The organism is Pseudomonas sp. HD6422, assembly GCF_025377065.1.
GTDB classification, from domain to species: Bacteria; Pseudomonadota; Gammaproteobacteria; order Pseudomonadales; family Pseudomonadaceae; genus Aquipseudomonas; species Aquipseudomonas putida_U.
In genome coordinates, this window is record NZ_JAHWIW010000034.1 from 40,140 (window position 1) to 62,755 (window position 22,616).

General features: G+C 63.0%; 16 protein-coding genes. 6 read left to right on the top strand and 10 right to left on the bottom strand.

Translation table 11 applies throughout. The annotated features are described in order from the left end of the window. The first annotated feature begins 33 nt into the window (after nucleotides 1–33). The 3 genes from KY379_RS21950 to KY379_RS21960 all read left to right on the top strand — a co-directional run bounded on the left by KY379_RS21950 (nucleotide 34) and on the right by KY379_RS21960 (nucleotide 2,417). Nucleotides 34–573, top strand: a complete 540-nt coding sequence (locus tag KY379_RS21950; protein WP_133329372.1) for a gluconokinase — start codon at nucleotides 34–36, stop codon at nucleotides 571–573. A 112-nt stretch (nucleotides 574–685) separates the two neighbouring features. Further along, a complete protein-coding gene (locus KY379_RS21955) occupies nucleotides 686–2,038 on the top strand; it encodes a GntP family permease (RefSeq protein ID WP_133329370.1) in 1,353 nt (450 codons plus the stop codon). Nucleotides 2,039–2,117: 79 nt separating this feature from the next. Beyond that, a complete protein-coding gene (locus KY379_RS21960; RefSeq protein WP_133329368.1) occupies nucleotides 2,118–2,417 on the top strand; it encodes a hypothetical protein in 300 nt (99 codons plus the stop codon). A gap of 48 nt (nucleotides 2,418–2,465) precedes the next feature. Here the strand turns inward: KY379_RS21960 and KY379_RS21965 are convergent, their stop codons facing one another. From KY379_RS21965 to KY379_RS21980, 4 genes are all read right to left on the bottom strand, one after another. After that, entirely contained in the window at nucleotides 2,466–3,890 is a 1,425-nt protein-coding gene (locus KY379_RS21965; RefSeq protein WP_133329366.1) for a sigma-54-dependent transcriptional regulator, read from the bottom strand. After that, nucleotides 3,859–5,349, bottom strand: coding sequence for a sensor histidine kinase (locus KY379_RS21970; RefSeq protein WP_261241424.1), 1,491 nt, complete (start codon nucleotides 5,347–5,349; stop codon nucleotides 3,859–3,861). Before KY379_RS21970 ends, KY379_RS21965 begins: the two co-directional genes overlap by 32 nt. A gap of 294 nt (nucleotides 5,350–5,643) precedes the next feature. Next, the gene (locus tag KY379_RS21975; protein ID WP_261241433.1) at nucleotides 5,644–7,068 is read right to left on the bottom strand and encodes a sensor histidine kinase; all 1,425 of its coding nucleotides are present in this window, start codon (nucleotides 7,066–7,068) and stop codon (nucleotides 5,644–5,646) included. 126 nt (nucleotides 7,069–7,194) lie between these two features. After that, nucleotides 7,195–7,788 (bottom strand): transglycosylase SLT domain-containing protein, encoded by a 594-nt coding sequence (locus KY379_RS21980; protein ID WP_196173351.1) that lies wholly within the window; start codon nucleotides 7,786–7,788, stop codon nucleotides 7,195–7,197. A 181-nt stretch (nucleotides 7,789–7,969) separates the two neighbouring features. Between KY379_RS21980 and gspG the strand changes: the two genes are divergently transcribed. After that, on the top strand, nucleotides 7,970–8,395 hold the full coding sequence (gene gspG / locus KY379_RS21985; RefSeq protein WP_133329358.1) for a type II secretion system major pseudopilin GspG: 426 nt from the start codon (nucleotides 7,970–7,972) through the stop codon (nucleotides 8,393–8,395). Between the two features lie 11 nt (nucleotides 8,396–8,406). Continuing rightward, nucleotides 8,407–9,597 carry a type II secretion system F family protein gene (locus KY379_RS21990; RefSeq protein ID WP_261241425.1) on the top strand — a complete coding sequence of 397 codons (1,191 nt, stop codon included), beginning with the start codon at nucleotides 8,407–8,409 and terminating at the stop codon, nucleotides 9,595–9,597. 15 nt (nucleotides 9,598–9,612) lie between these two features. On the opposite strand, the gene xerC is transcribed toward KY379_RS21990, so the two are convergent. Beyond that, nucleotides 9,613–10,527, bottom strand: coding sequence for a tyrosine recombinase XerC (gene xerC / locus KY379_RS21995; protein ID WP_261241426.1), 915 nt, complete (start codon nucleotides 10,525–10,527; stop codon nucleotides 9,613–9,615). A gap of 460 nt (nucleotides 10,528–10,987) precedes the next feature. On the opposite strand from xerC, the gene KY379_RS22000 reads away from it, so the two are divergent. Next, nucleotides 10,988–11,248: a DUF1652 domain-containing protein gene (locus KY379_RS22000; protein ID WP_133329352.1), complete on the top strand. Its 261-nt coding sequence runs from the start codon at nucleotides 10,988–10,990 to the stop codon at nucleotides 11,246–11,248. Here the strand turns inward: KY379_RS22000 and KY379_RS22005 are convergent. From KY379_RS22005 to KY379_RS22025, 5 genes are all read right to left on the bottom strand, one after another. Further along, nucleotides 11,245–13,332 carry a putative bifunctional diguanylate cyclase/phosphodiesterase gene (locus KY379_RS22005; RefSeq protein WP_261241427.1) on the bottom strand — a complete coding sequence of 696 codons (2,088 nt, stop codon included), beginning with the start codon at nucleotides 13,330–13,332 and terminating at the stop codon, nucleotides 11,245–11,247. The genes KY379_RS22000 and KY379_RS22005 overlap by 4 nt on opposite strands. A gap of 131 nt (nucleotides 13,333–13,463) precedes the next feature. Then, nucleotides 13,464–14,954 (bottom strand): efflux transporter outer membrane subunit, encoded by a 1,491-nt coding sequence (locus KY379_RS22010; RefSeq protein ID WP_133329348.1) that lies wholly within the window; start codon nucleotides 14,952–14,954, stop codon nucleotides 13,464–13,466. After that, nucleotides 14,951–18,058 (bottom strand): efflux RND transporter permease subunit, encoded by a 3,108-nt coding sequence (locus KY379_RS22015; RefSeq protein ID WP_261241428.1) that lies wholly within the window; start codon nucleotides 18,056–18,058, stop codon nucleotides 14,951–14,953. Before KY379_RS22015 ends, KY379_RS22010 begins: the two co-directional genes overlap by 4 nt. Then, nucleotides 18,055–21,153 carry an MdtB/MuxB family multidrug efflux RND transporter permease subunit gene (locus KY379_RS22020; RefSeq protein WP_261241429.1) on the bottom strand — a complete coding sequence of 1,033 codons (3,099 nt, stop codon included), beginning with the start codon at nucleotides 21,151–21,153 and terminating at the stop codon, nucleotides 18,055–18,057. The genes KY379_RS22015 and KY379_RS22020 overlap by 4 nt, the downstream gene beginning before the upstream one ends. Continuing rightward, nucleotides 21,150–22,412 (bottom strand): MdtA/MuxA family multidrug efflux RND transporter periplasmic adaptor subunit, encoded by a 1,263-nt coding sequence (locus KY379_RS22025; RefSeq protein WP_261241430.1) that lies wholly within the window; start codon nucleotides 22,410–22,412, stop codon nucleotides 21,150–21,152. Before KY379_RS22025 ends, KY379_RS22020 begins: the two co-directional genes overlap by 4 nt. Between the last annotated feature and the right edge of the window lie 204 nt (nucleotides 22,413–22,616).

The window sequence follows — 22,616 nt, forward strand, 5'->3', positions numbered from 1 at the left end:
AGACAGCGCTGTCTCGCCCCGCAGGAGGTTTCAATGAATGCTCCACTGTCCGCCATCGTGGTGATGGGCGTGGCCGGTTGCGGTAAAAGCTGCATCGGCGCCGCCATCGCCAAGTCAAGTGGCGGCCGCCTGATCGAAGGCGATGCGTTTCACCCTGCCGCCAATATCGCCAAGATGAGCGCCGGTATCCCCCTCGACGATGACGACCGTGCCGGCTGGCTGGTGCGCCTGGGTCAGGAACTGCACGATGTCGCGGCCACCGGCGTACGCCCTATCCTCACCTGCTCGGCACTCAAGCGTCGCTACCGCGATACGCTACGCGCCAGCATGCCCGGCGTGGGTTTCGTGTTCCTCGAACTGACACCGGCCGATGCCGAACGACGGGTACTCGCGCGTCCAGGGCATTTCATGCCGGCCAGCCTGATCGACAGCCAGTTCGCCGCACTCGAGCCGCCCCATGGCGAGCCGCTGACCCTGGCACTCGATGCCACCCGCCCGATCGAAGACCTGGCCGAGGCGGTAGACACCTGGCTAAAGCCTTGCGGTGAACGGGAACTGGCGCGAACTGCCTGATTTCGGTGGTTTTTTCCGCTCACCAAAGACAGCGCTACCTTGCCACCGCAATGCGGTGACCCTTCAAACCACGCTACGCCAAAAACAACGATAAGACCGAGGCATAACCACCATGTTCGGACTGGCTACTGATACCTACCTGTTGCTCGACGCTCTGGTTACCATCGTCGGGCTGATTCTGCTGATCACCCATTTCAAGGTTCACCCCTTCGTCGCCCTGACCTTGGCAGCGGGCTTTCTCGGCCTGACCTCGGGCATGCCCGTGGCCAAGGTCATGAAGTCGTTCCAGGACGGCTTTGGCGGGGTGCTCGGCTTCGTCGGCATCGTCCTGGCGCTGGGCACCATGCTGGGCAAGCTGATGGCCGACTCCGGGGGCGCGGACCAGATCGCGCAAACGCTGATCCGCGCCTTCGGCAAGAAGAACGTGCACTGGGCCATGATGTTCGCTGCCTTCCTGGTCGGCATTCCGCTGTTCTTCGAGATCGGCTTCGTGCTGCTGGTGCCGTTGGTATTCATCGTCGCCCGGCGCTCCGGGGTTTCGCTGATCAAGATCGGCATTCCACTGCTGGCGGGTCTCTCCGTGGTCCACGGCCTGGTCCCGCCGCATCCGGGTCCACTGCTGGCCATCGGGATCTTCCATGCCGACATCGGCCGGACCATTTTCTATGGCCTGCTGGTCGCCTTGCCGACAGCGATCATCGCCGGTCCGCTGTTCGGCAACTTCATCGCCCGCTACATCCCTGGTAGTCCGTCCCAGGAGCTGATGGACCAGATCGCCAAAGAGTCCGACCGAGGCAACCTGCCAAGCTTCACCATCACCCTGGTCACCGTGCTGCTGCCGGTGGTGCTGATGCTGCTCAAGACCTTCGCCGACGTGGTACTGCCCGCCGAGCACGTGATACGCCAGTGGATGGACCTGATCGGCCACCCCATCACCGCCCTGCTCGCGGCCTTGCTACTGGCCTTCTACACCTTCGGTTCGGCACGCGGTTTCACCCGCCAGCAAATCATGAAGATGCTCGACCAGAGCCTGGCACCGACCGCCGCCATCGTCCTGATCGTCGGTGCAGGCGGTGGTTTCAAGCAGATGCTGGTGGACACCGGGGTCGGCAACGTGATCGGGCAGATGGCGGTGCAAGCGCAGATTTCGCCGATTCTGCTGGCCTGGCTGGTGGCCGCCGTCATTCGTATCGCCACCGGTTCGGCGACCGTGGCCACCATTACCGGGGCCGGTATCGTCGCGCCGGTGATCGACCTGGTGCCGGGGGTCAACCGTGAACTGCTGGTACTGGCCACCGGAGCCGGTTCGCTGATCCTGTCGCACGTCAACGACGCCGGCTTCTGGCTGGTAAAGCAATACTTCAACATGACCGTCGCCGAGACGTTCAAGACCTGGAGCATGATGGAAACCATCCTCTCGGTGGTCGGCATCATCTTCATCATGCTGCTGTCACTGGTGGTCTGACCGTTGATCGGGGTGATGGCACCCTGGCTGCTCGGGTAGGGCCCAACTGAGGACCTACCCCTGCAAAGGAGCCTGCCCCATGAATCGATCGACCTTGGTACTTGCCGCCCTGCTCGCCACACCCATGGCCTGGGCGGTCGGCACTGGACCCACCTACCCCGACGATCCGCACAACCCGGCGCCCCAGCCGGGCGTCGACAGCACCCTCAATCCGATCGAGAAACCGATGCCGCGCGACACCGATCCGCGCCTGCAAGGCAGCGAGCCGCAAGACCCACCCGCTCGACAGAATGACAACCGTGACCTGCCAGGAATGGACGGCACTGGCTCGGAGGGCGCAGGGGGCCAAGGTGGCGACGGCGGCAGCGGTAAACCCTGAAGCCCGTACCGCCCATTCCGCCGACATCGCTGGCAGCGCCGGCAACCCCTACCATTGCCGCTTGTCCGGCCGGATGAGGCCGAGTTTCTCTATCCGGTAGCGCAGCATATCGCGTGACAGCCCGAGCATCCGTGCCGACTTGGTGACATTCCAGTCGGTACGGTCGAGGGTCCGGCATACCAGGTCGCGCTCCATGTCCGGTAGGCTGGTGCCGGGTTCCGGCTCTTGCCGTGGCGCTTCGAACGGTATCGGCGCTGGCGAGGTCAGCGGCTCGTCGATCAATGTCAGGCACAGGTTGAGCTGGTGCGCCTGGATCACCTCATGGGGCGCCAGTAACACCGTCTGCTCCAGCATATTGCGCAGTTCCCGCACATTCCCCGGCCAGCTGTAACTGAGCATCAGTGATTCGGCCTCTGCGCTGAAACGCAGGTTGGGCTTGCCGTAGCGGCGCCCGTGGTGAGCCAGGAAGTGCCGTGCCAGCAACAGGATATCCTGGCCACGGGCGTACAGCCTGGGGACCTTGAGGGCAATGATGCGCAGGCGGAAGAACAGATCACGGCGGAACTTGCCCTGCTGCACCATCTGCTCCAGGTTGCAGTTGGTGGCGCTGATCACCCGCAGGTCGACCTTGCGTTCCTTCACTGCGCCGATCCGGCGAATGCTGCGATCCTCGAGCAACTTCAGCAGTTTGGCCTGCAGCAAGAGGTCCATCTCGCCGATCTCGTCCAGGAACAGCGTACCGCCATCGGCCGCCTCGACCAGACCGACGCGGCGGTCCTTGGCATCGGTGAAGGCACCTTTCTCATGGCCGAACAGCTCGGCTTCCAGCAAGTTGGCCGGGATCGAGGCGCAATTGAATTCGATGAACGGGCCCTTGCTGCGCGAGCCGTCGAAATGCAGGGCGCGGGCCACCAGTTCCTTGCCGGTACCGGTCTCGCCTTCGATCAGTACCGGCGGCAGGTCATCGCTGGCCATGCGCCGCTCGGCGTCGAGCACCTGGCGCAAGGTGTGCTTGAGCCCGAGCATCGCCGGCGACTCGCCGATCAATGCCTGCAGCCCCGATTTCTGTGCCTCGCGCTCCTGATAGAACGACAGGGTGCGCTCCATTCGCTCGGTCGCCAGGGCTTTGTCCAGGGTCAGCTTGAGCTCGGCCAGCACCACCGGCTTGGTCAGGTAGTGGAACGCCCCCTCTTTCATCGCCTGTACGGCATCTTCGACGTTGCCGTAGCCGGTCATCATGATCACTTTGAGGTCCGGGGACTGAGCCACGAGCGTACGTAACAAGTCATGCCCGCTCATGCCAGGCAATGAATTGTCGGTCAGCACCGCATCGGGTTGCATCCGTTTGACTTGCTCCAATGCCAGTTCGGCGCTGTGGCACACGGTGACCTCGAAGCCTTTGAGTCCGAGGTAGGTCTGAATGTTTTCGGCGAGGATTTCATCATCCTCCACTACCAGGATGCTGTGCTCCATGGTCCCCTCCCGCTGCGATGTTGAAAATGAGGCTGACGCGGGTTCCTTCCTCCTGGCGGCTGCTCAGGCTGACCGAGCCGCCAAAACGTTCCATGATGCGCTTGACCAGTGCCAAACCGACCCCCAGGCCGCCTTGCTTGGTCGTGTAAAACGGCTTGAATACCAAACGCTCCTGCTGCTGCGTCATGCCCTTGCCGGTATCGGTAAGCAGCAATTGCGCACGCTGCCCCTCGAGCACGCTGACTTCGGCGCACAGGGTGCCGCCGTTGGGCATCGCTTCGATGGCATTGGAAAACAGGCTGTTGAGGATTTGCGTGAGCTGCAATGGCTGACTGGCGACCCATTGCACCGCAGGGCCCTGGAAACGGAACTGCACACCGTTGCGCTTGATCTGCTGGACAAACGCCAGGTGAGTATCCTCGACCGCCGCCACCAGATCCACGGCCTCGGCTTCGTCGCTGGCCGGGCGCAGCGACACCAGCAGGTCGCGCACCCAGCGCGACATCCGGTCGACCTGGCTGATGATGTCGACGATATTCTTCTGCGCCTGGGGGGTCGCGATTTCCTGCGCCAGTTCGGCGCTGGAGCGGATGTTGGCCAACGGATTGCGCAGGCTATGGGCGACCGCCGAGGACATCTCGCCAAGGGCCACATAGGTTTCGCTGGCCACCAGGCGATCCTGCTGATGGCTCAGCAGTTGGGCGGCGCGGCGCACGATCCAGAACAGGCCGAAGTAGATCAGCACCCCGCCGACCAGGGTCGAGGCCCAGATCAGTACATAGCCGCGCTGGATCCGGCGTATCAGGTCCTGGGGCTCCTTGTAGATCTCGACCATTGCCAACACCTGCTCGCCTTGGCTGTCGAACAGCGGGATGTAGTTCTCGATGAACAGGTATTGGGGGGCGCGCTGGAATTTCTGCTCTTCGCGGTCCTCGTCAGCCTTGTGGTAGCTGGCCGACACGGCCTTGCGCGAATGAAATGCGTGTTCGAGGTCGCCATCGCTCTCGATACGCTTGCCGACCAACTGCGGATTGGTCGACCAGATAATGGTGCGGTCGCGGGCATACGCGTTGGCCAGGAGGGTGTCAGGCAGATGAGCGACGTGGTCGAGGAATTCGGAACGGGTGGCTTCGGCGAGCGCCGGGGTGAATTGCAAATGCTGCTGATCCAGGCGCGGATCGAGCAACTCCCCCATGGCCGTGCCCGGCGGCAGTTGCGAGTGACGCACTTCGGCCTGGGCGATGGCCTGAATGAATTGGGCCGTCAGCATGGCATCGCGCTGGACGCTGTCGCGTACCACGAATCGGGTCGAGACGTAGCCCAGGCCGACTGCCACAGCAGTGATGATCAACAGGCTGATCAGCGAAAACCAGCGCAGCAAATTGAATTGGCTGACCGGCGTTGCCGGACTGCTGGCAGGTGATGCCGCTGTGGGAACAGGGTCTTCCAGCATCTGCATCGGTTGGATTCCACTGAACGATTGCGTTCTGAAAGCGCCCTGTGTAGACCGCTACCCAAGGTAGCGTTTTGATGGCGCCTCGCCGTGGCAGCCACGCTGCCGAATACGTTGCTTTAGGTACAGCAAAAAGTCAGCCAGCTTTTATCTAAAAAATTAAATCTATATAAAACAATAGCTTACAGACAACTCAGAATCCACATTCGATAATGATTCCCCACTTTTGGGTAACTTTCACCCAATCGACCAGTTTTATTTTAAAATCAGATAGTTATAGATATATCTAGATGTAGATTGTCATGACTTCGCCAGCTTGAAGTTCAGCCAGACTCGGGTCCCACGCCCCTCACGGCTGCTGAGCCGCACCGAGCCGGCGAAGCGCTCCATTATCCGTCGCACCAACACCAGCCCTACACCCAAGCCCCCTTGCTTGGTGGTGAAAAACGGCCTGAACGCCAGGCGCGACTGGTGCTCGGTCATGCCTATGCCCGTGTCCGACAGGCACAACGTGATGCTGCGCCGATCATGGCGCACCACCTCCACCCGCAGGCGACCGCCCTGCTCCATCGCTTCCAGCGCGTTGTCTATCACGCTGTGGAATATCTGCGCGAGCAACGCCGGATGCCCCAGGACCTGCACCGAAGGGAGCGGCTGCAAATCAAGCGTCACGCCACTGCGCGCCAGGGGTACGGCGAAGGCCTGCAGGCTTTCTTGCAGGGCCCTGGCCAGGTCCACCGCCACGGCCTCATCGTTGAGCGGGCGCAACGACTGCAACAGTTGGCGGATCCAGTGGGACATGCGGTCCACCTGGCTGATGATGTCGTTGACATTGCGCTGGGCCGGTCCGTCATCGAACGCTTGGGCCAACTCGGCACTGGAGCGGATGCTGGCCAGTGGGTTACGCAGGCTGTGCGCCACTGCCGACGACACTTCGCCCAACGCCACATAGGTCTCGTTGCTGATCAGACGCTTCTGCTGCACCGCCATGACCCGCGCGGCACGGCGCATGATGCCGTACAGGCCGACATAGACCAGACCGGCCCCTACGGCGATGGCCAACCAGATCAGGATCAACCCATGCTCGATGCGCACGATCAGATCGTGGGGCTCCTTGTAGATCTCGACCATGGCGGTCACCTGCTCGCCATTGGCGTCGAATAGCGGAATGTAGTTCTCGATGAACAACTGCTCGGGCGGCGTGACGAACTTCTGCTCGCTACGGGCCTGCTCGAAATTGTGATAGCTGGCCGAGACGCGCATCTTGTACTCGAACGCCCGCTCCAGATCGTCGTCGCCCTGGATCAGCTTGCCCACCAGCGCCGGGTTACTCGACCAGATCACCGTACGGTCCGGTGCGTAGATGTTGGCCAGCAGCATGTCCGGCAAGTGGGCGATGTGATCGAGAAACTCGCCTCGTGCCCTGCGCCGGGCATCGGGATCGACATCCGGCAAGGCCGCCTGGTCGGTACGCGGATCGAGCAGTTCGCCCATGGTACGGACATTGGGGATGGACACGTGGCGGACTTCGGCATCGGCGATCGCAGTGATGAACTGGGCGGTGAGCAGTGCATCGCGCTCGACGCTCTCATCGATGATGAAACGGCTGGAAATCAGCCCCAGTCCGGCAGCCACAGAGACGATGATGGCCAAGCTCACCCAGGCGTACCAGCGCAGCAGGTTGAATGCCTTGGGCCCGCCGGAGGCCTCAGTCGCGGTAGGCATGACGAGCAGTTCGGAAGGGGGAACGATGGCCATGGCAAACTCCACTGCTGGGCACCTGTGAAAGGTTATAGCCCAGAGTTGGGGGGATCGAAGGGGATAATCTGCATGAGGTCCACGTTCACCCCCCTAGAGCGGAGAATCCGCCGCCAGCCCCTGCAGCTTGCGATATTCGCGCAGAACTGCCGGTACGTAACGACGGGTTTCGGCGAATGGCGGCACCGCGCCACGGCGCAGTACCGCCTCGGGACCGGCATTGTAGGCCGCGACCGCCAGGGTAATGTCATTATCGAACAGCCTCAGCATGCGTTTGAGGTAGCGCGCGCCGCCCTTGATGTTGTCTTCCGGGTCGAGGCGGTCCTCGACTCCCATTTCCCGCGCGGTGTCCGGCATCAATTGCATCAGCCCCACCGCCCCGGCGGCCGAGCGAGCCTGGGGGTTATAGCCAGACTCCGCCTTGATCAACGCGTGCAACAGCGCCTGGGGCACATCGTGAATCCGTGCCGCGGCGGCCACCACGTCGGCATAGGGACGCCCGGTGATCAACTGGGCGTCGCTCGGTCCGGCTTGGGCGATCGGCTCGCTGATCACCCGTTCATAGTGGCGTCCTGGTCGATGGACGTTGGTCAGTACGTAGCCGCCCTTGGCATCGATGGAAATGTACACATCGGCCTGGGCGATCGTCGCCGCTAGCCACAGTGAAAGCAGGATCAATCCACGCATGTCGCTCGCCTCCCCGCCTTGCCCCCGTTTTGGGGGAAATGCCCCGCGAATCAGGGCGTTTTTGCCTAAGACGCAAGCTGCGTGCCGCTTGCCATGGCGCATGGCGCAAGGCCCCGAGGCAGACGTGCACGGCTGTTGCATGGGACCTGCACGGCATGTCCCAGCAGCGGAGGATTTCACCATGCAACGCCGGCCCAACCCCCAACGTGGCTTCACCCTGCTTGAACTTCTGGTGGTACTGGTGGTGCTCGGTCTATTGGCCGGCATCGTCGCGCCCAAGTACTTCAGCCAGCTCGGCCGCTCGGAAGCCAAGGTGGCGCGAGCGCAGATCGAAGGCTTGAGCAAGGCCCTGGATCTCTATCGGCTGGAAGTCGGTCATTACCCCAACAGCGAACAAGGCCTGCAGGCCCTGGTGGTCGCCCCCAGCGGCGAGGCGCGCTGGTCGGGCCCCTACCTGCAGAAGGCAGTTCCCCAGGATCCCTGGGGCCGGCCTTACATCTACCGCCAGCCGGGCGAGAACGGCGGCGAATATGACCTGCTGTCGATGGGCAAGGACGGCCAGCCCGGCGGCGATGGCGAAAACGCCGAAATCACCAGTTGGCAATGAGGGGGTGGCCCATGCGCTATCACCTGAAGGCTCTGGGCAGCCAGGGCGTGGTGCAGTTGCAGGTCGAGGCCGACGACATCGAACAAGCCCGGCGCAAAGCCAGCGAGCAAGGCCTGCGGGTGGTAAGCATTCGCGGCCAGGGCCGCACCTTGGGTAGCATGACCTGGCGTCGCGAGGCAGCGTTCGACCTGGTGCTGTTCAGCCAGGAACTGACTACCTTGCTCAATGCTGGCCTGCCACTGATCGACGCCCTCGAGAGCCTGGCGGAAAAAGCCCCAGGCGCAGGTGCGCGCAGGGTGCTCGAAGCCCTGGTTCGTCAGCTCTACGAAGGCCGTTCGCTGTCCCAGGCGCTGAGCCAGCAACCGCGGGTGTTTCCTACGCTGTACGTGGCACTGGTGCAGTCCAGTGAACGGACCGGAGCGTTGGGCGATGCGTTGTCCCGCTACATTGGTTATCGCCAGCGCCTGGACCTGGTCCGACAGAAGCTGGTGGGCGCCTCGGTCTACCCTTTGCTGCTGTTGCTGGTCGGTGGGGGCGTGGTGCTGTTCCTGCTGGGCTATGTGGTGCCTCGCTTCAGCCTGGTGTTCGAAGGCATGGGCAGTGAACTGCCCTGGCTGTCGCGCATGCTGATGCAGATCGGCTTGTTCCTGCACGCCCAGCAGGCGCCCTTGGCGTTGGGTGCCGTCGGTGGCATCGTGACCCTGGTGCTGCTACGTCGCCATCCGCGGGTGCGCCGCTGGTTCGCACGCCAGACGCGGCGCATACCGGCGCTGCATCAACGGTTGATGATGTACGAACTGGCGCGATTCTACCGCTCGCTGGGCATCTTGCTGCAAGGCGGTATACCGATCCTGACCGCCATGGGCATGGCCCGCGGGCTGCTGGGCAGCGCCTCGGCGCAGGGCCTGGAGCAGGCCAGTCAGCGGGTGGGCGAAGGTCTACCGCTGTCCGATGCCCTGGAAGCGGCCAAGCTGGTGACACCGGTATCGCTGCGCCTGCTGCGGGCCGGGGAGCAGTCTGGCAACCTCGGCGAGATACTCGAGCGCTGTGCGGACTTTCACGACCAGGAGATCGGACGCTGGGTCGAGTGGTTCGTGAAGCTGTTCGAACCTCTGCTGATGACCTTCATCGGGCTGCTGATCGGGCTGATCGTGATCTTGATGTACATGCCGATCTTCGAACTGGCATCGAGCATTCACTGACGCGCCGGGGCTGGTTCAATAATCGAATCGGTCCACCGCACGCCGCCGCTCGTTGTCATCGCGGCGGTCATAACTGGCGGTGGTCTGGATGTTGACGTGATGGGCCAGCTTTTGCGCGATGGCCAGGTCGTGCTCTTCGATCACCCGGGTGATGAACGCCCGGCGGAAGTCATGGGGCATGATCTTTACCCCCACCTGCGCCCCACGCTGGCGGGCGATGTAGTAGATGGCATGCTTGGTGATGCGCGCGCGGGTAATATGGTTGCCCCGGCGAATGCGGTTGAACAGGAACGTATCGTCACGGACCCCTGCGGGCAGCATTTCGCGGCGCAGGTCCAGCCAAGCCTGCAGCTTCTCGAACGCCCAGGCTGGCGCGTACTTGATCAACTGCCGGTTGCCCTTGCCCAGCACCTGGATGCTCCGCGCCTCGAAGTCGACATCGTCCAGGTCGATGTCGACCGACTCCGACTTGCGCATGCCGGTGCCATACAGCAAGGCGATGATCGCTGCATCGCGCACACCCTGGGGCCGAGGATCGGCAGCGCACAATTCCATCAGCTCGCGGATCAGGCTGCGGCGCAGGTTGCGCCCCGGCGGCAAGCGGCTGCCCGTGTCAGGCTTGACCTCGCGAATGCGCAACAACCGCTCATGATCGATCAGGCCCTGGCGCCAGGCTTCGTTCATCACGCCGCGTACGGCATTGACATACAGCGACGAGCTGTTGGGGGCGTAACCATCAGCCCTCAGCGCCGCAACCAGGCCGATGACATGGCCAGGGTCAAGGCGGTGCCACGGCACGTCGGCAATATCCTGATCGACGAAACCGAGCCGATCGGCGGCATCCTGGAGCACATAGCGCATGGTCTGTTGACTGGACGGAGCCAGGCGGGCCAGGTATTGCAACAGCGGGTTCTGGGAAAGCTCGGACAAAACGTGGATCCTGTAGCGCGAAAGCGAGTCAAGCCGCGCCCCGGCAACATCGAGGCGACAACCAAACGGCAGGTCAGGACGACCCGGAAACAGTGCCATCACCTTGATATTCAATAGGTTGGAGAATGGCACAGGGGGTGATAGTACCCTATTGGCGCCTTGTTGATGTGCGATCGAACGATGCTCAGCGTGGTGGTCCCGCTCAGCGCCGTCACACCGATGCAGTGCCATTGGTCTGATAGTGTCCCACCCGCCGCTCAGCCACCCTCCTTCCGGAAAACGTTTGCGATGGGCGCCGACGGCGGCTGCGCCAGAATGCCACAGGTGACCGGTTTCAAGTATTTGCGAAGTTTTCCTGTTCGCCAGGCCTGCGCGACCTTTTCCGGTGCTATGGTTACATACCCGGTGGCCGCAGCCTGGGCTACCCTCACGCTGTCCAGGAAAGGACAAGGAGGCTGGCATGAACAAGATGACGTTCCCTAACGCCTGCCAGGTGATGCGTTGGCATTTTCACCCGCTTGGGTTCGAAGCCAGCATGGATGCCCCCCGCAGCATGGTCGCCCGGCTATTCGACCGAGCTACCGGCGAAACCCTGCTGGCAATCGCCGGAATCCCGTGCACGGCAGTGATGCCCGCCGCCGATGTCGAGCGCATCATCGAGGCGGTCGAAGCGGAAATGGATGCCTTCATACCCAGGCTGATGCTCAAGGATGCCGTTTAGGCGGGCACCTCGACATCCTGTGCCAGGGCCTGCAACCGCGCCATGAACTGCTCGGCCGGCACCGGCTGACCGAGCAGGTAGCCCTGCAGCGAATCACAGCCCAGCCCGGTCAGGAATGCCTGCTGGCCGTCGGTTTCCACACCTTCGGCGACGATCCGCAACCCCAGGGCCTGCCCCAGCGCCACGATCGCCGAGACGATAGCGGCGTCGTCGCCATCCTGCTCGAGGTCGCGCACGAACCCTCGGTCGATCTTCAGTTCATTGGCCGGCAGCCGCTTGAGGTACATCAGGCTCGAATAGCCGGTTCCGAAATCGTCAATCGACAGGTCCACCCCCATGTCGGACAGACGCTGTAGCACCAGCAAGCTGGCATCGGCATCGTGCATCGCCGTGGTTTCGGTGATTTCCAGGGTCAAGTGGTTGGCCGGCAGCCCATTGTCCCGCAGTGCCTGGGCCACACTGTCGACCAGGCCGCCATGACAGAATTGCAATGCCGACAGATTCACCGCCATGCGCCAGTGTTGATACCCCTGGTCGAGCCACTGCCGCATTTGTCGACAGGCTTCGCCCAGCACCCACTCGCCGATGGGGATGATCAGCCCGGTTTTCTCCGCCATAGCGATGAAACGATCCGGCAGCATCAGTCCATCTTGCGGGTGTTGCCAGCGTAACAGTGCTTCGGCGCCAATCGGCTGGCAACCCTGGGCGGCAAACTTGGGTTGGTAGTGCAAGCGGAACTGCCCCTGCTCCAGGGCCATGCGCAGGTCCTGAAGCAACTGCAGCTGCTGGCGGGCATCGCTGTTCATCGAGGCGTCGAAGAAGCGGTAGCCGTTCTTGCCGGCGCTCTTGGCGTGATACATGGCGGCATCGGCGTTGCGCAGCAGTTCGTGCTGGTCCAGGCCATTACCTGGATACAGGACGATGCCCAGGCTCGCGGTAACCTGCAGGTCGTGGCCGGCCACTTCGAACGCCCGTGACACCAGGTTGACCTGCTTGACCGCCACGTCCATGGCGTCATTCGGCTCCTGCAAGTCGACCAGCAGCACGAACTCATCGCCGCCGATGCGTGCCAATGTGTCCTGGCTGTGCAGATGCCCACGCAGCCTGGTGGCCACGGCCTTGAGCAACAGGTCTCCGACATGGTGACCAAAGGCGTCGTTGACAGGCTTGAAGCCATCCAGGTCGATGAACATCAACGCAAAGCAACCGCCCTGCTCCGCAACCTTGGCGATGGCCTGATCGATCCGGTCGGCCAGCAGGGTGCGGTTAGGCAATCCGGTCAGGGTGTCGTGCAGGGCCAACTGGGTCAGCTCCTGGTTGGCCAGGGCCAGTGAACGCGCCAGGGCGGCTGTGCGCGCCTCCAGACGGGCGTCCAGCACCGAAGTCAGCAAGGCCACCGCCAGCACCGCCAGGGTCGTGATCAGCACCAGGTAGACCAAGCCATCGCCTTTGAGACCGTTGGCCAGCGCCCCGCAGTAACTGCCTTCGCTGAAGTTGGCCGCCGCCATGCCGGTGAAGTGCATACCGACGATGGCGATCCCCATGAGCACCGCCGCCAACCCTCGGACCTGTCTGACGTAGGGCGTATGCCGTCGCAGACGGAAAGCGATCCACAGGGCGGCCGCCGACGCACCGACAGCGATGACCAGGGACATGCCGAACAACGTCGGGTCGTAGTCGATGCCCGGTGACATGCGCAGCGCCGCCATGCCGGTGTAGTGCATGCAACTGATACCGCCCCCCATGATCAGCGCACCGAAGCTCAACGCCTGCCACGGCAAGCTGGGCTGACTGACCATCCATAACGCGAAGCCCGCCGAAAGCACGGCGATCAGCAGCGAAAACGCGGTCAGCCCGATGTCATAGCCAAGCTCCACGGGCAGGCTGAAGGCCAGCATGCCGATGAAATGCATCGACCAGATGCCGAAGCCCATGGCCAGCGCCCCACCCCCCATCCACAGGTACACCGCCCGTCCTTTGGCGGTGGTCAGGCGGCCGGTGAGGTCGAGGGCGGTGTAAGAGGCAAGAATGGCCACGCAGAGAGAAATCAACACCAGCGCGGAAGAATAGCTACCGATCAGCATTTGCAGTTCCAGCGACGGGCACGGGAGGCACCCGGACAAGGCTGCAGATTGTACTCAAGCGCTGGCGAAACGCCACGAGGTTTTCGCGAATGGGAATGGGTCCAGTCTGTAGCCCTGCCGCCCCTCCCCGCTCACTCTCTGGCTTCGGCGAACGCCTGTTCGGCCTGCCACCCACCGCCCAATGCGGCGATCAGCTGGACGCTGGCCACCAGCCGCCCTTCCAGCAACGACAGCACGCTGCGTTCGTTGCTCAAGGCGGTTGCCTGCACGTTGACCACGTCCAGATAACCGATCAGTCCAGCCTTGTACTGGTTCTCGGTCAGACGCAGCGACTCGCGGGCAGCCTCCAGCGCCTCCTGGCGCACGACAGCCTCATCGCCATACACCTTCAACTGCACCAAGTAGTTTTCAACTTCCTTGAAGCCATCGAGCACTGTCTGCCGGTACTGCGCTACGGTCTGGTCATAGGCGGCGACCGTGCGGTCGACTTCAGCGCTGCGCTTGCCTGCGTCGAACAAGGTCAGGGCCAACTGCGGCCCCACCGACCAATAGCGGTTCGGCAACTCGATCCAGTTACTGAAGCTGCTGCTCGAGTACCCCCCGCTCATGCTCAACGACAGGTCGGGGAAGTACGCCGCCCGCGACACGCCGATCTGTGCGTTGGCCGCCATGACGTTACGCTCGGCTGCAGCGATGTCGGGGCGACGCTCGAGCAGTTGCGACGGCAACGCCAGCGGAATATCCGGCAACGCCGGGATCGACTTGCTGTCGGCCAGCGCGAAATTGGCAGGCGCCTTGCCGAGCAAAACGGCGATGGCATTCTCGAATTGCGCACGCTGCCAGGCCAGGTCGATCAGGTCGGCCTGGGTGCTCTTGAGCTGAGTGCGCGCCTGGGCCACCGCATCGGGGCCGGAGACGCCGGCACGATATTGGTTCTCGGTCATGCGCAGCGAACGCTGGTAGGCGGCGACGGTAGCCTCGAGCAAGCGTTTCTGCTCATCGATCACCCTCAGTTGCAGATAATTCTGCACCAGCTCCGACTGCTGACTCAGGCGAATCGCGGCCAGATCGGCCAGGCTGGCCTCGGCGCTGGCCTTGTCGGCGTTGAGCGTTTCACGCAGTTTGCCCCACAGGTCGATCTCCCAACTGACACCAAGCTGAGCATTGTAGGTATTGCGAATGCCGCTGCTGTTGTTCGACAGACTCGAGCTCGAACTGCCGGTGCCTTGTGCTGAACGGTTCTTGCTGGTGGTCAGGTCCAACGTGGGAAACAGCGAGGCACGACTGCTGCGCACCAACGCCTGGGCCTGGCGATACTGGGCCTCGGACTGGGCCACCGTCTGGTTACTGCGATTGAGTTCCTCGACCAGAGCATTGAGCCCCGGATCGCCGTAAACCTCCCACCAGGCGCCACGGGCGATGGCATCGGAAGGGCTGGCCTGGGTCCAGCCTTCGGCTTGCTTGAACTGCGCAGGTGTGTCCATCTCCGGACGATGGTAATCCGGACTGAGGGTACAGGCGCTGAGCATGGCCACGCACAGCCCGGCGCCGATCAGGTGCGAACCGCGCCCGCGGGTCAGCAACTGCAGGGCACGGTGGAGAGGAGCTTGGGCAAAGGTCATAGCGGGGTTTCCAGGGCGGCGTCGGTGCGCACGCCGCGCCAACGATTGAAACGGTGACGCAGGCGGTCGAGGTACAGGTACACCACCGGCGTCGTATAAAGGGTCAGGACCTGGCTGAAGACCAGGCCACCGATGATGGTCAGGCCCAGGGGCTGGCGCATCTCCGCGCCCTCGGCGCGACTGAGCAACAGCGGCAAGGCGCCGAGGATGGCCGCCAGGGTAGTCATCAAGATCGGTCGCAAACGCAACAGGCAGGCGCGGCGGATCGACTCTTCAGGGGTGAGTCCCTGATGCCGCTCAAGTTGCAGCGCCAGGTCGATCATCAGGATCGCGTTCTTCTTCACCACGCCGATCAACAGGAACAGCCCCAGCAGGGAAATCAAGCTGAACTCGCCCCCGGTCAGGTACAACGCCAGCAAGGCCCCGACCCCTGCCGAAGGCAAAGTCGACAGGATGGTCAACGGGTGGATGTAGCTTTCGTAGAGAATGCCCAGCACCAGGTACACCAGCACCAGCGCGCCAAGGATCATGAAAGGCTGGCCCTGCTGGGTCTTGGCGAATGCGTCGGCGGTCCCGCCCAGGCGAGCGATCACCGATTCGGGCAAGCCGAGCTTGGCCACCGCCCGCTCGAGCGCAGCCATCGCCTGGTCGGTGCTATAGCCTTCGGCGATATCGAAGTTGATGTCCTGGGAGGCGAACTGGTTCTCGTGGCTGACCCGATCGTCGGCGAGGGTGTTTTCGTAATGGGCAATGGTCGACAGCGGCACCCGTGCACCTTCGCTGGTGATCACCTGCACCTGCTCCAGGGTACTGGGATCCCAGGCGTATTTCGGATTGATCTCCAGCACCACCTGGTACTGGTTGAGGCTGTCGTAGATGGTCGAGATCTGCCGCTGACTGTAGGCGTTGTTGAGCACCGTGGTGACCATGTCCATGTCGATGCCCAGCCGCTTGGCCTGGTCGCGGTCGACCACCAGGGTCACCTGCTGCGTCCCGCCGCCGTCGCGGGCATCGACCGAGGTCAGTTCGGGCAAGGTACGCACCAGGGCCGTGACCTTCGGGAACCATTCGCGCAAGGCGCTGAGATCGTCGCTCTGCAAGGTATAGACATACTGCGAGGAACTCTGATCGCGGCCTCCGCCGCCCAGCTGCAGGTCCTGGTCGGCCATCAGATACAAGCGGCCGCCCGGCACCTTGGGCAGTTCACGGCGCAGGCGGTCGATGACCTTCTGCGCAGAGATCTTGCGTTCGGCAATCGGTTTCAGACGCACCAGGACCATGGCATTGTTGGTGCCGCTGTTGCCTCCGATGAAGCCGGCAACACTCTGCACAGCCGGATCGGCCAGCAAGGCGCGCCGGTAGATTTCCATCTTCGGCTGCATCACGGTGAACGACAGGCCATCGTCGCCGCGGATGAAACCTATCAATTGCCCGGTATCCTGCTGCGGCATCAACGTCTTGGGGATCACCACGTACAACGCGATGTTGACGCCGATGGTCAGCAACAGGCTGAACAGCGTCAGGCGTTTATGGCGCAAGGCCCAGCCCAGGCTGCGGTCATAGGCGTTGACCAGGCGCTGATGCTGCCTTTCGCTCCATCGCTGCAAGCGGTTCTGTTCGGCCTGCTGCGGCTTCAGCCAGCGTGCGCAGAGCATGGGCGTGAGGGTCAGCGACACCACAAGGGAAACGATGATCGCCGCCGCCAGGGTGATCGAGAACTCCTGGAACAGGTTGCGCACGATGCCGCCCATGAACAGGATCGAGACGAACACCGCCACCAGCGAGACGTTCATCGACAGCAAGGTGAAACCGACTTCCTTGGCGCCGAGAAATGCCGCCCGCATCGGCGGTTGGCCATCTTCGATGTGCCGCGAGATGTTCTCCAGCACCACGATGGCGTCGTCCACCACCAGGCCGGTGGCCAGGATCAATGCCATCAGCGACAGGTTGTTGAGCGAGAACCCGCACAGGTACATCACCGCAAAAGTGCCGACCAGCGACACCGGCACCGCCAGACTCGGGATCAGTGAAGCGCGCAGACTGCCGAGGAACAGGTAGACCACCAGGATCACCAGCACCACGGCGATCATCAGGGTGTGCTCGGCTTCTTTCAGGGTGGCCTTGATCACCGGCGAGCGGTCCATCGCCACATCGAGTTTGACACTGGCCGGCAGCAGTGACTGCAACGCCGGCAATTGCGCCTTGATCTGGTCGACGGTCTCGATGATGTTGGCGCCGGTCTGCCGGTTGATCACCAGCAGCACCGCGCTCTGGTCATTGAAAAAGCCGCTGTTGTAGCGGTTTTCGACGCCATCGGTGATGCTCGCCACATCGGACAGGCGCAAGATCGTGCCGTTCTCCTGGCGGATCACCACCGGCTCGTAGTCCTTGGCCTTCTCCAATTGATCGTTGGCACGCACCTGCCAATTGCGCTGGCCGTCCTCGACGAACCCCATCGGACGGCGCTGGTTGGCGTTGGCGACTGCGGTACGCACGTCATCGAGAGCAATTCCGTACTGGTTGAGCAGCTGCGGCTCCACCGCCACACGCACTGCCGGCAACGAGCTACCGCCAATCTGCACTTCCCCTACCCCACTGACCTGGGCCAGGCTCTGGGACAGGATGGTATCGGCCAGGTCGTAGAGCTGGCCTTTCTGCAGCACGTCCGAAGTCAGCGACAACACCATGATCGGCGCCTGAGACGGGTCGATCTTCTTGTAGGTGGGCATGCTGCGCATGCCGCTGGGCAGCAGGTTGCGTGTGGCATTGATCGCCGCCTGCACTTCCCGGGCCGCGCCGTCGACGTCGCGGCCGATCTCGAAGCCGATGATGACCCGGGTGGAGCCCTGGCTGGAGTTGCTGGTGAGCGTGGTGACGCCGGCGATACTGCCGAGTTTGCGCTCCAGCGGCGTAGCCACGGTGGCGGCCATGACCTCTGGACTGGCCCCGGAAAGATTGGCCTGGACCACGATCACCGGGAAGTCCATCTGCGGTAGCGGCGCCACCGGCAGCAAGCCAAAGCTCACCCCGCCCAACAACATGATCGCCAGGCTCAGCAGCATGGTCGCCACCGGTCGGCGGATGAAGGGTCCGGACAGGTTCATGCCTGGGCCTGCTGACGATCGCTGGCCGGACGCCAGCGGCGGGCCAGACGGTCGAAGTACAGGTAGATGACCGGGGTGGTGAACAGCGTCAGCACCTGGCTCACCAGCAGGCCGCCGACCATCACCAGACCCAGTGGCTGGCGCAGCTCGGCACCGGAGCCGGTGGCGAGCATCAGCGGCACCGCACCGAACAGCGCCGCCAGGGTGGTCATCAGGATCGGCCGGAAGCGCAACAGTGCCGCCTGATAAATCGCATCGGCCGGCGCCATGCCCTCGTTGCGCTCGGCCTCGAGGGCGAAGTCGATCATCATGATCGCGTTCTTCTTGACGATGCCGATCAACAGGATGATGCCGATGATGGCGATCATGCCCAGGTCGTTACCGCTGAGGATCAGCGCCAGCAAGGCGCCCACCGCTGCCGACGGCAGGGTCGAGAGGATGGTCACCGGGTGGATGTAGCTCTCGTAGAGCACGCCGAGCACGATGTACATGGTCACCACCGCCGCCAGAATCAGCAGCAAGGTGCTCGACAGCGAAGCCTGAAACGCCTCTGCCGCTCCCTGGAAGCGCGTCTGGACGCCGATCGGCATGCCGATCTCCTGCTGCACCTGCTCGATCACCTTCACCGCCTCCCCGAGAGAGGCACCGTGGGCCAGGTTGAACGACAGCGTCACGGCCGGGAACTGGCCGATATGCGAAATGGCCAGCTGCGCCTGGCGCTGCTCGATGCGCGCCAAGGCCGAGAGGCGCACCTGGCCGCCGTCGCTGGCCTTGACATGGATCGACTCCAGCGCCTGCGGGCCGATGCTGCCGGCGTTCTGCGACTGCAGTACCACTCGGTACTGACTGGCCTGGGTATAGATGGTCGAGATCTGCCGTTGACCGAACGCGTCGTACAGGGCGTTGGTGATCTGCGAAACGTCGATGCCCAGGCGGCTGGCCATGTCCCGATCGATCACCAGATAGACCTGCAGGCCCTTGTTCTGCAGATCGCTCGCCACGTCCTGCAGTTCAGGGCGCTGCTGCAACGCCTCGACCAATTTTGCGCTCCACTGGGCCAGCAGGTCGGCGTCGGGCGACGACAGGCTGAACTGGTACTGGGTCCGGCTGACCCGGTCCTCGATGCTCAGGTCCTGCACCGGCTGCATGAACAGCCGGATGCCGACCAGCTTGTCCAGCTGCGGCTGTAGACGGCTGATGACTTCACTGGCGGTGACATCGCGGTCGCCATGGGGTTTGAGGTTGATCAGCAGTCGACCGCTGTTGAGGGTGGCGTTGTCGCCGTCGACACCAATGTAAGAGGACAGACTCTGCACTGCCGGATCCTGCAGGATCAGCTTGCTCAAGGCTTGCTGACGTTCGCTCATGGCGCTGAAGGAAATCGACTGCGGCGCCTCGGAGATACCCTGGATCACCCCGGTATCCTGCACCGGGAAGAAGCCCTTGGGCACCACCAGATACAGCACCACCGTCAGCGCCAGGCTGGCTACCGCCACCATCAGGGTCAGCGGCTGATGTTGGAGCACCCAGCGTAGACCACGCCCGTAGCGTTCGATCAGCCAGTCGATCCAGGCGCCACTGGCGCGGTAGAAACGCCCTTGCTCCTCCTCCTTGGGCTCGCGCTTGAGCAGTCGTGCGCACATCATCGGCGTCAGCGTCAACGACACCACGAGGGAAATCAGGATAGCCACCGCCAGGGTGATGGCGAACTCGCGGAACAGCCGCCCGACCACATCGGCCATGAACAGCAGCGGGATCAACACGGCAATCAGCGAGAGCGTCAGCGACACCAGCGTGAAGCCGATCTGCCGTGCGCCTTTGAGTGCCGCCTGCATCGGCGTCTCACCTTCCTCGATACGGCGGGAAATGTTCTCCAGCATGACGATGGCGTCGTCCACCACGAAACCGGTGGCGATGGTCAAGGCCATCAGAGTCAGGTTGTTGATCGAAAATCCCGCCAGGTACATCACGCCGAACGTGCCGATCAGCGACAGCGGCACTGCGATCGAAGGAATGACAGTGGCACTGACACGGCGCAGGAACACGAATGTCACCATTACCACCAGGACAATGGCGATCAGCAATTCATGCTGCACGTCCTTGACTGCGGCGCGGATGGTCTGGGTACGGTCGGTGAGCACCGAGACGTCCAGGCCCGCCGGCAGGTTGTCGGTGATCGATGGCAGCATCTGCTTGATCCGGTCGACCACCTCGATGACGTTGGCCCCCGGCTGACGCTGGATGTTCAGCAACACCGCCTGGTTCTGGTTGGCCCAGGCTGCAAGCCGCTCGTTCTCGGCACCATCGACGATTTCGGCAACGTCTTTCAGGCGCAGCGGTGCGCCGTTGTTGTAGCTGAGAATGAGGTTGGCGTATTCCTCGGGCGAACGCAGTTGGTCGTTGGCATCGAGCATCGACACCCGTGTCGGACCGTCGAAGTTGCCCTTGGGCTGGTTGACGTTGGATGCGCCGATCAAGGTGCGTACATCGTCCAGGTTCAGGCCGTTGGCAGCGAGGGCATCGACGTTGACCTTGATCCGCACTGCCTGGCGCTGGCCGCCGGCGATGCTGACCATGCCGACGCCGCTGATTTGCGCGAGCTTCTGCGCCACACGGGTATCGACCAGGTCGTTGAGCTTGGGCAACGGCATGGTCTTGGAGGAAATGGCCAGGGTCAGTACCGGCGTGTCGGCCGGGTTGACCTTGTTGTACACCGGCGGTGCCGGCAGGTCGCTCGGCAAAAGGTTGCTGGCGGCGTTGATGGCCGCCTGCACCTGTTGCTCGGCAACGTCCATGTTCATGTCGAGGTTGAACCGCAGGGTCAGCACCGACGCCCCGCCGGAGCTGGTCGAGGCCATCTGGGTCAGGCCAGGCATCTGCCCGAACTGGCGCTCCAGCGGCGCGGTGACCGCGCTGGTCATCACCTGGGGGCTGGCACCGGGATAGAGGGTCATGACCCGGATGGTCGGGTAGTCGACCTGCGGCAACGCCGATACCGGCAACAGCTTATAGGCGATCAGGCCGGCCAGGACGATGGCCAGCATGCTCAGCGTGGTGGCGACCGGTCGCAGGATGAACAGACGCGAGAGGTTCATGCGCCCGCCTTCACCGGCTCATCGGCCTTGCCCTTGGCCTCGCCGCCTTGCAGCTGCGAGCCTGGAGTGGCGGGCACCTGCGAGCTGTCCTCGACGACTTCGACCTGGGTGCCTTCGCGCAGGCGGTCGGTGCCTTCGAGCACCAGGCGGTCGCCCGCGGCCAGACCTTCGAGAATCACACTGCGCTCGCCATCGCTTGCACCGACCTTGAGCTTGCGAATGTTGACCTTGCTATCGGCATTGACCACGTAGGCAAAGGTGCCATCGTTACCGAACTGCACGGCGGCCGAGGGCACCAGCACCACTTGCTTGAGGGTATCTGCGAGCAGGCGCACGTTGACGAACTGGTTGGGGAACAGCGACAGGTCCTTGTTCTCGAAGCGTCCTTTGAACTTCAGGGTCCCGGTGGTGGTGTCGATCTGGTTGTCGATGCTGCCCAGCACGCCGGTGGCCTGCAGCTTGCTGTCGCTGCGGTCCCAGGCTTCGACCGGTAGGCTGGCACCGGTGCGGTAGCGCTGCAGTACGGTGTCCAGTTCGGTTTCCGGCAGGGTGAAAGCGACGCTGATCGGCTCGGTCTGGGTGATGACCACCAGCGCCGTGGTGTCGTTGGCCGCGACCAGGTTGCCCAGATCGAGTTGACGCAAGCCGACACGGCCACTGATGGGGGCGCGAATCTGGGTGAACTCGAGGTTCAGGCGGGCATCGTTGACCTGGGCCTGGTTGGTCTTGACCAGCCCCTGGAACTGCGCGACCTGGGCTTCGGCAGTGTCCAAGGTCTGCTTGGCGATGCTGTCTTCGGCATATAGCCCGCGGTAACGGGCAACGTCGACCTGGGCGTTCTTCAACTGCGCCTGGTTTTGCGCCAGGGTCCCTTCGGCCTGCTGCAAGGCGATCCGGTAAGAGCGCGGGTCGATCTCGGCGAGCAGGTCGCCAGCCTTGACCCGCTGACCTTCCTTGAAGTGGATCTTGACCAGCTCGCCTGATACACGGCTACGGACGTTGACCGTATTGATCGCGGTCACCGTGCCCAGCGCCTTGTAATAAAGCGGGAAATCGCCCACGGTGGCCGGCTCTACCCGCACCGGCACCGGGTCGGTAGAAGCACCGAAACCTGGACGCCCGTTGCCGCCCGTTCGTCCTTTGGCTTCATTGTGGGGCGCGGTTGCGGGCCACAGCCACCAGGCCAGCAGGGTCACCAGCAGCAGGATCAGCAGGCCCACGAGCCAACGACGGGGAGAACGGGAGACGGAAGCTTGCATGGGTTGAACGAACCTTGTTCGGAAAAACGACATGGGAGGATGAACGATAAGCACTGGTATCGTTTTTGCAAAGCGCCTTTACAGGCCATTTACCTTGAGCTGACGTTGCCAAAGCCCTGAACTTTAATTGACATCCTCCCCGCCCTAAAGGACGGGAATTCCTACAGGTAGACGGCCATGCCCGACCGCGAGAATGTTCCTCGC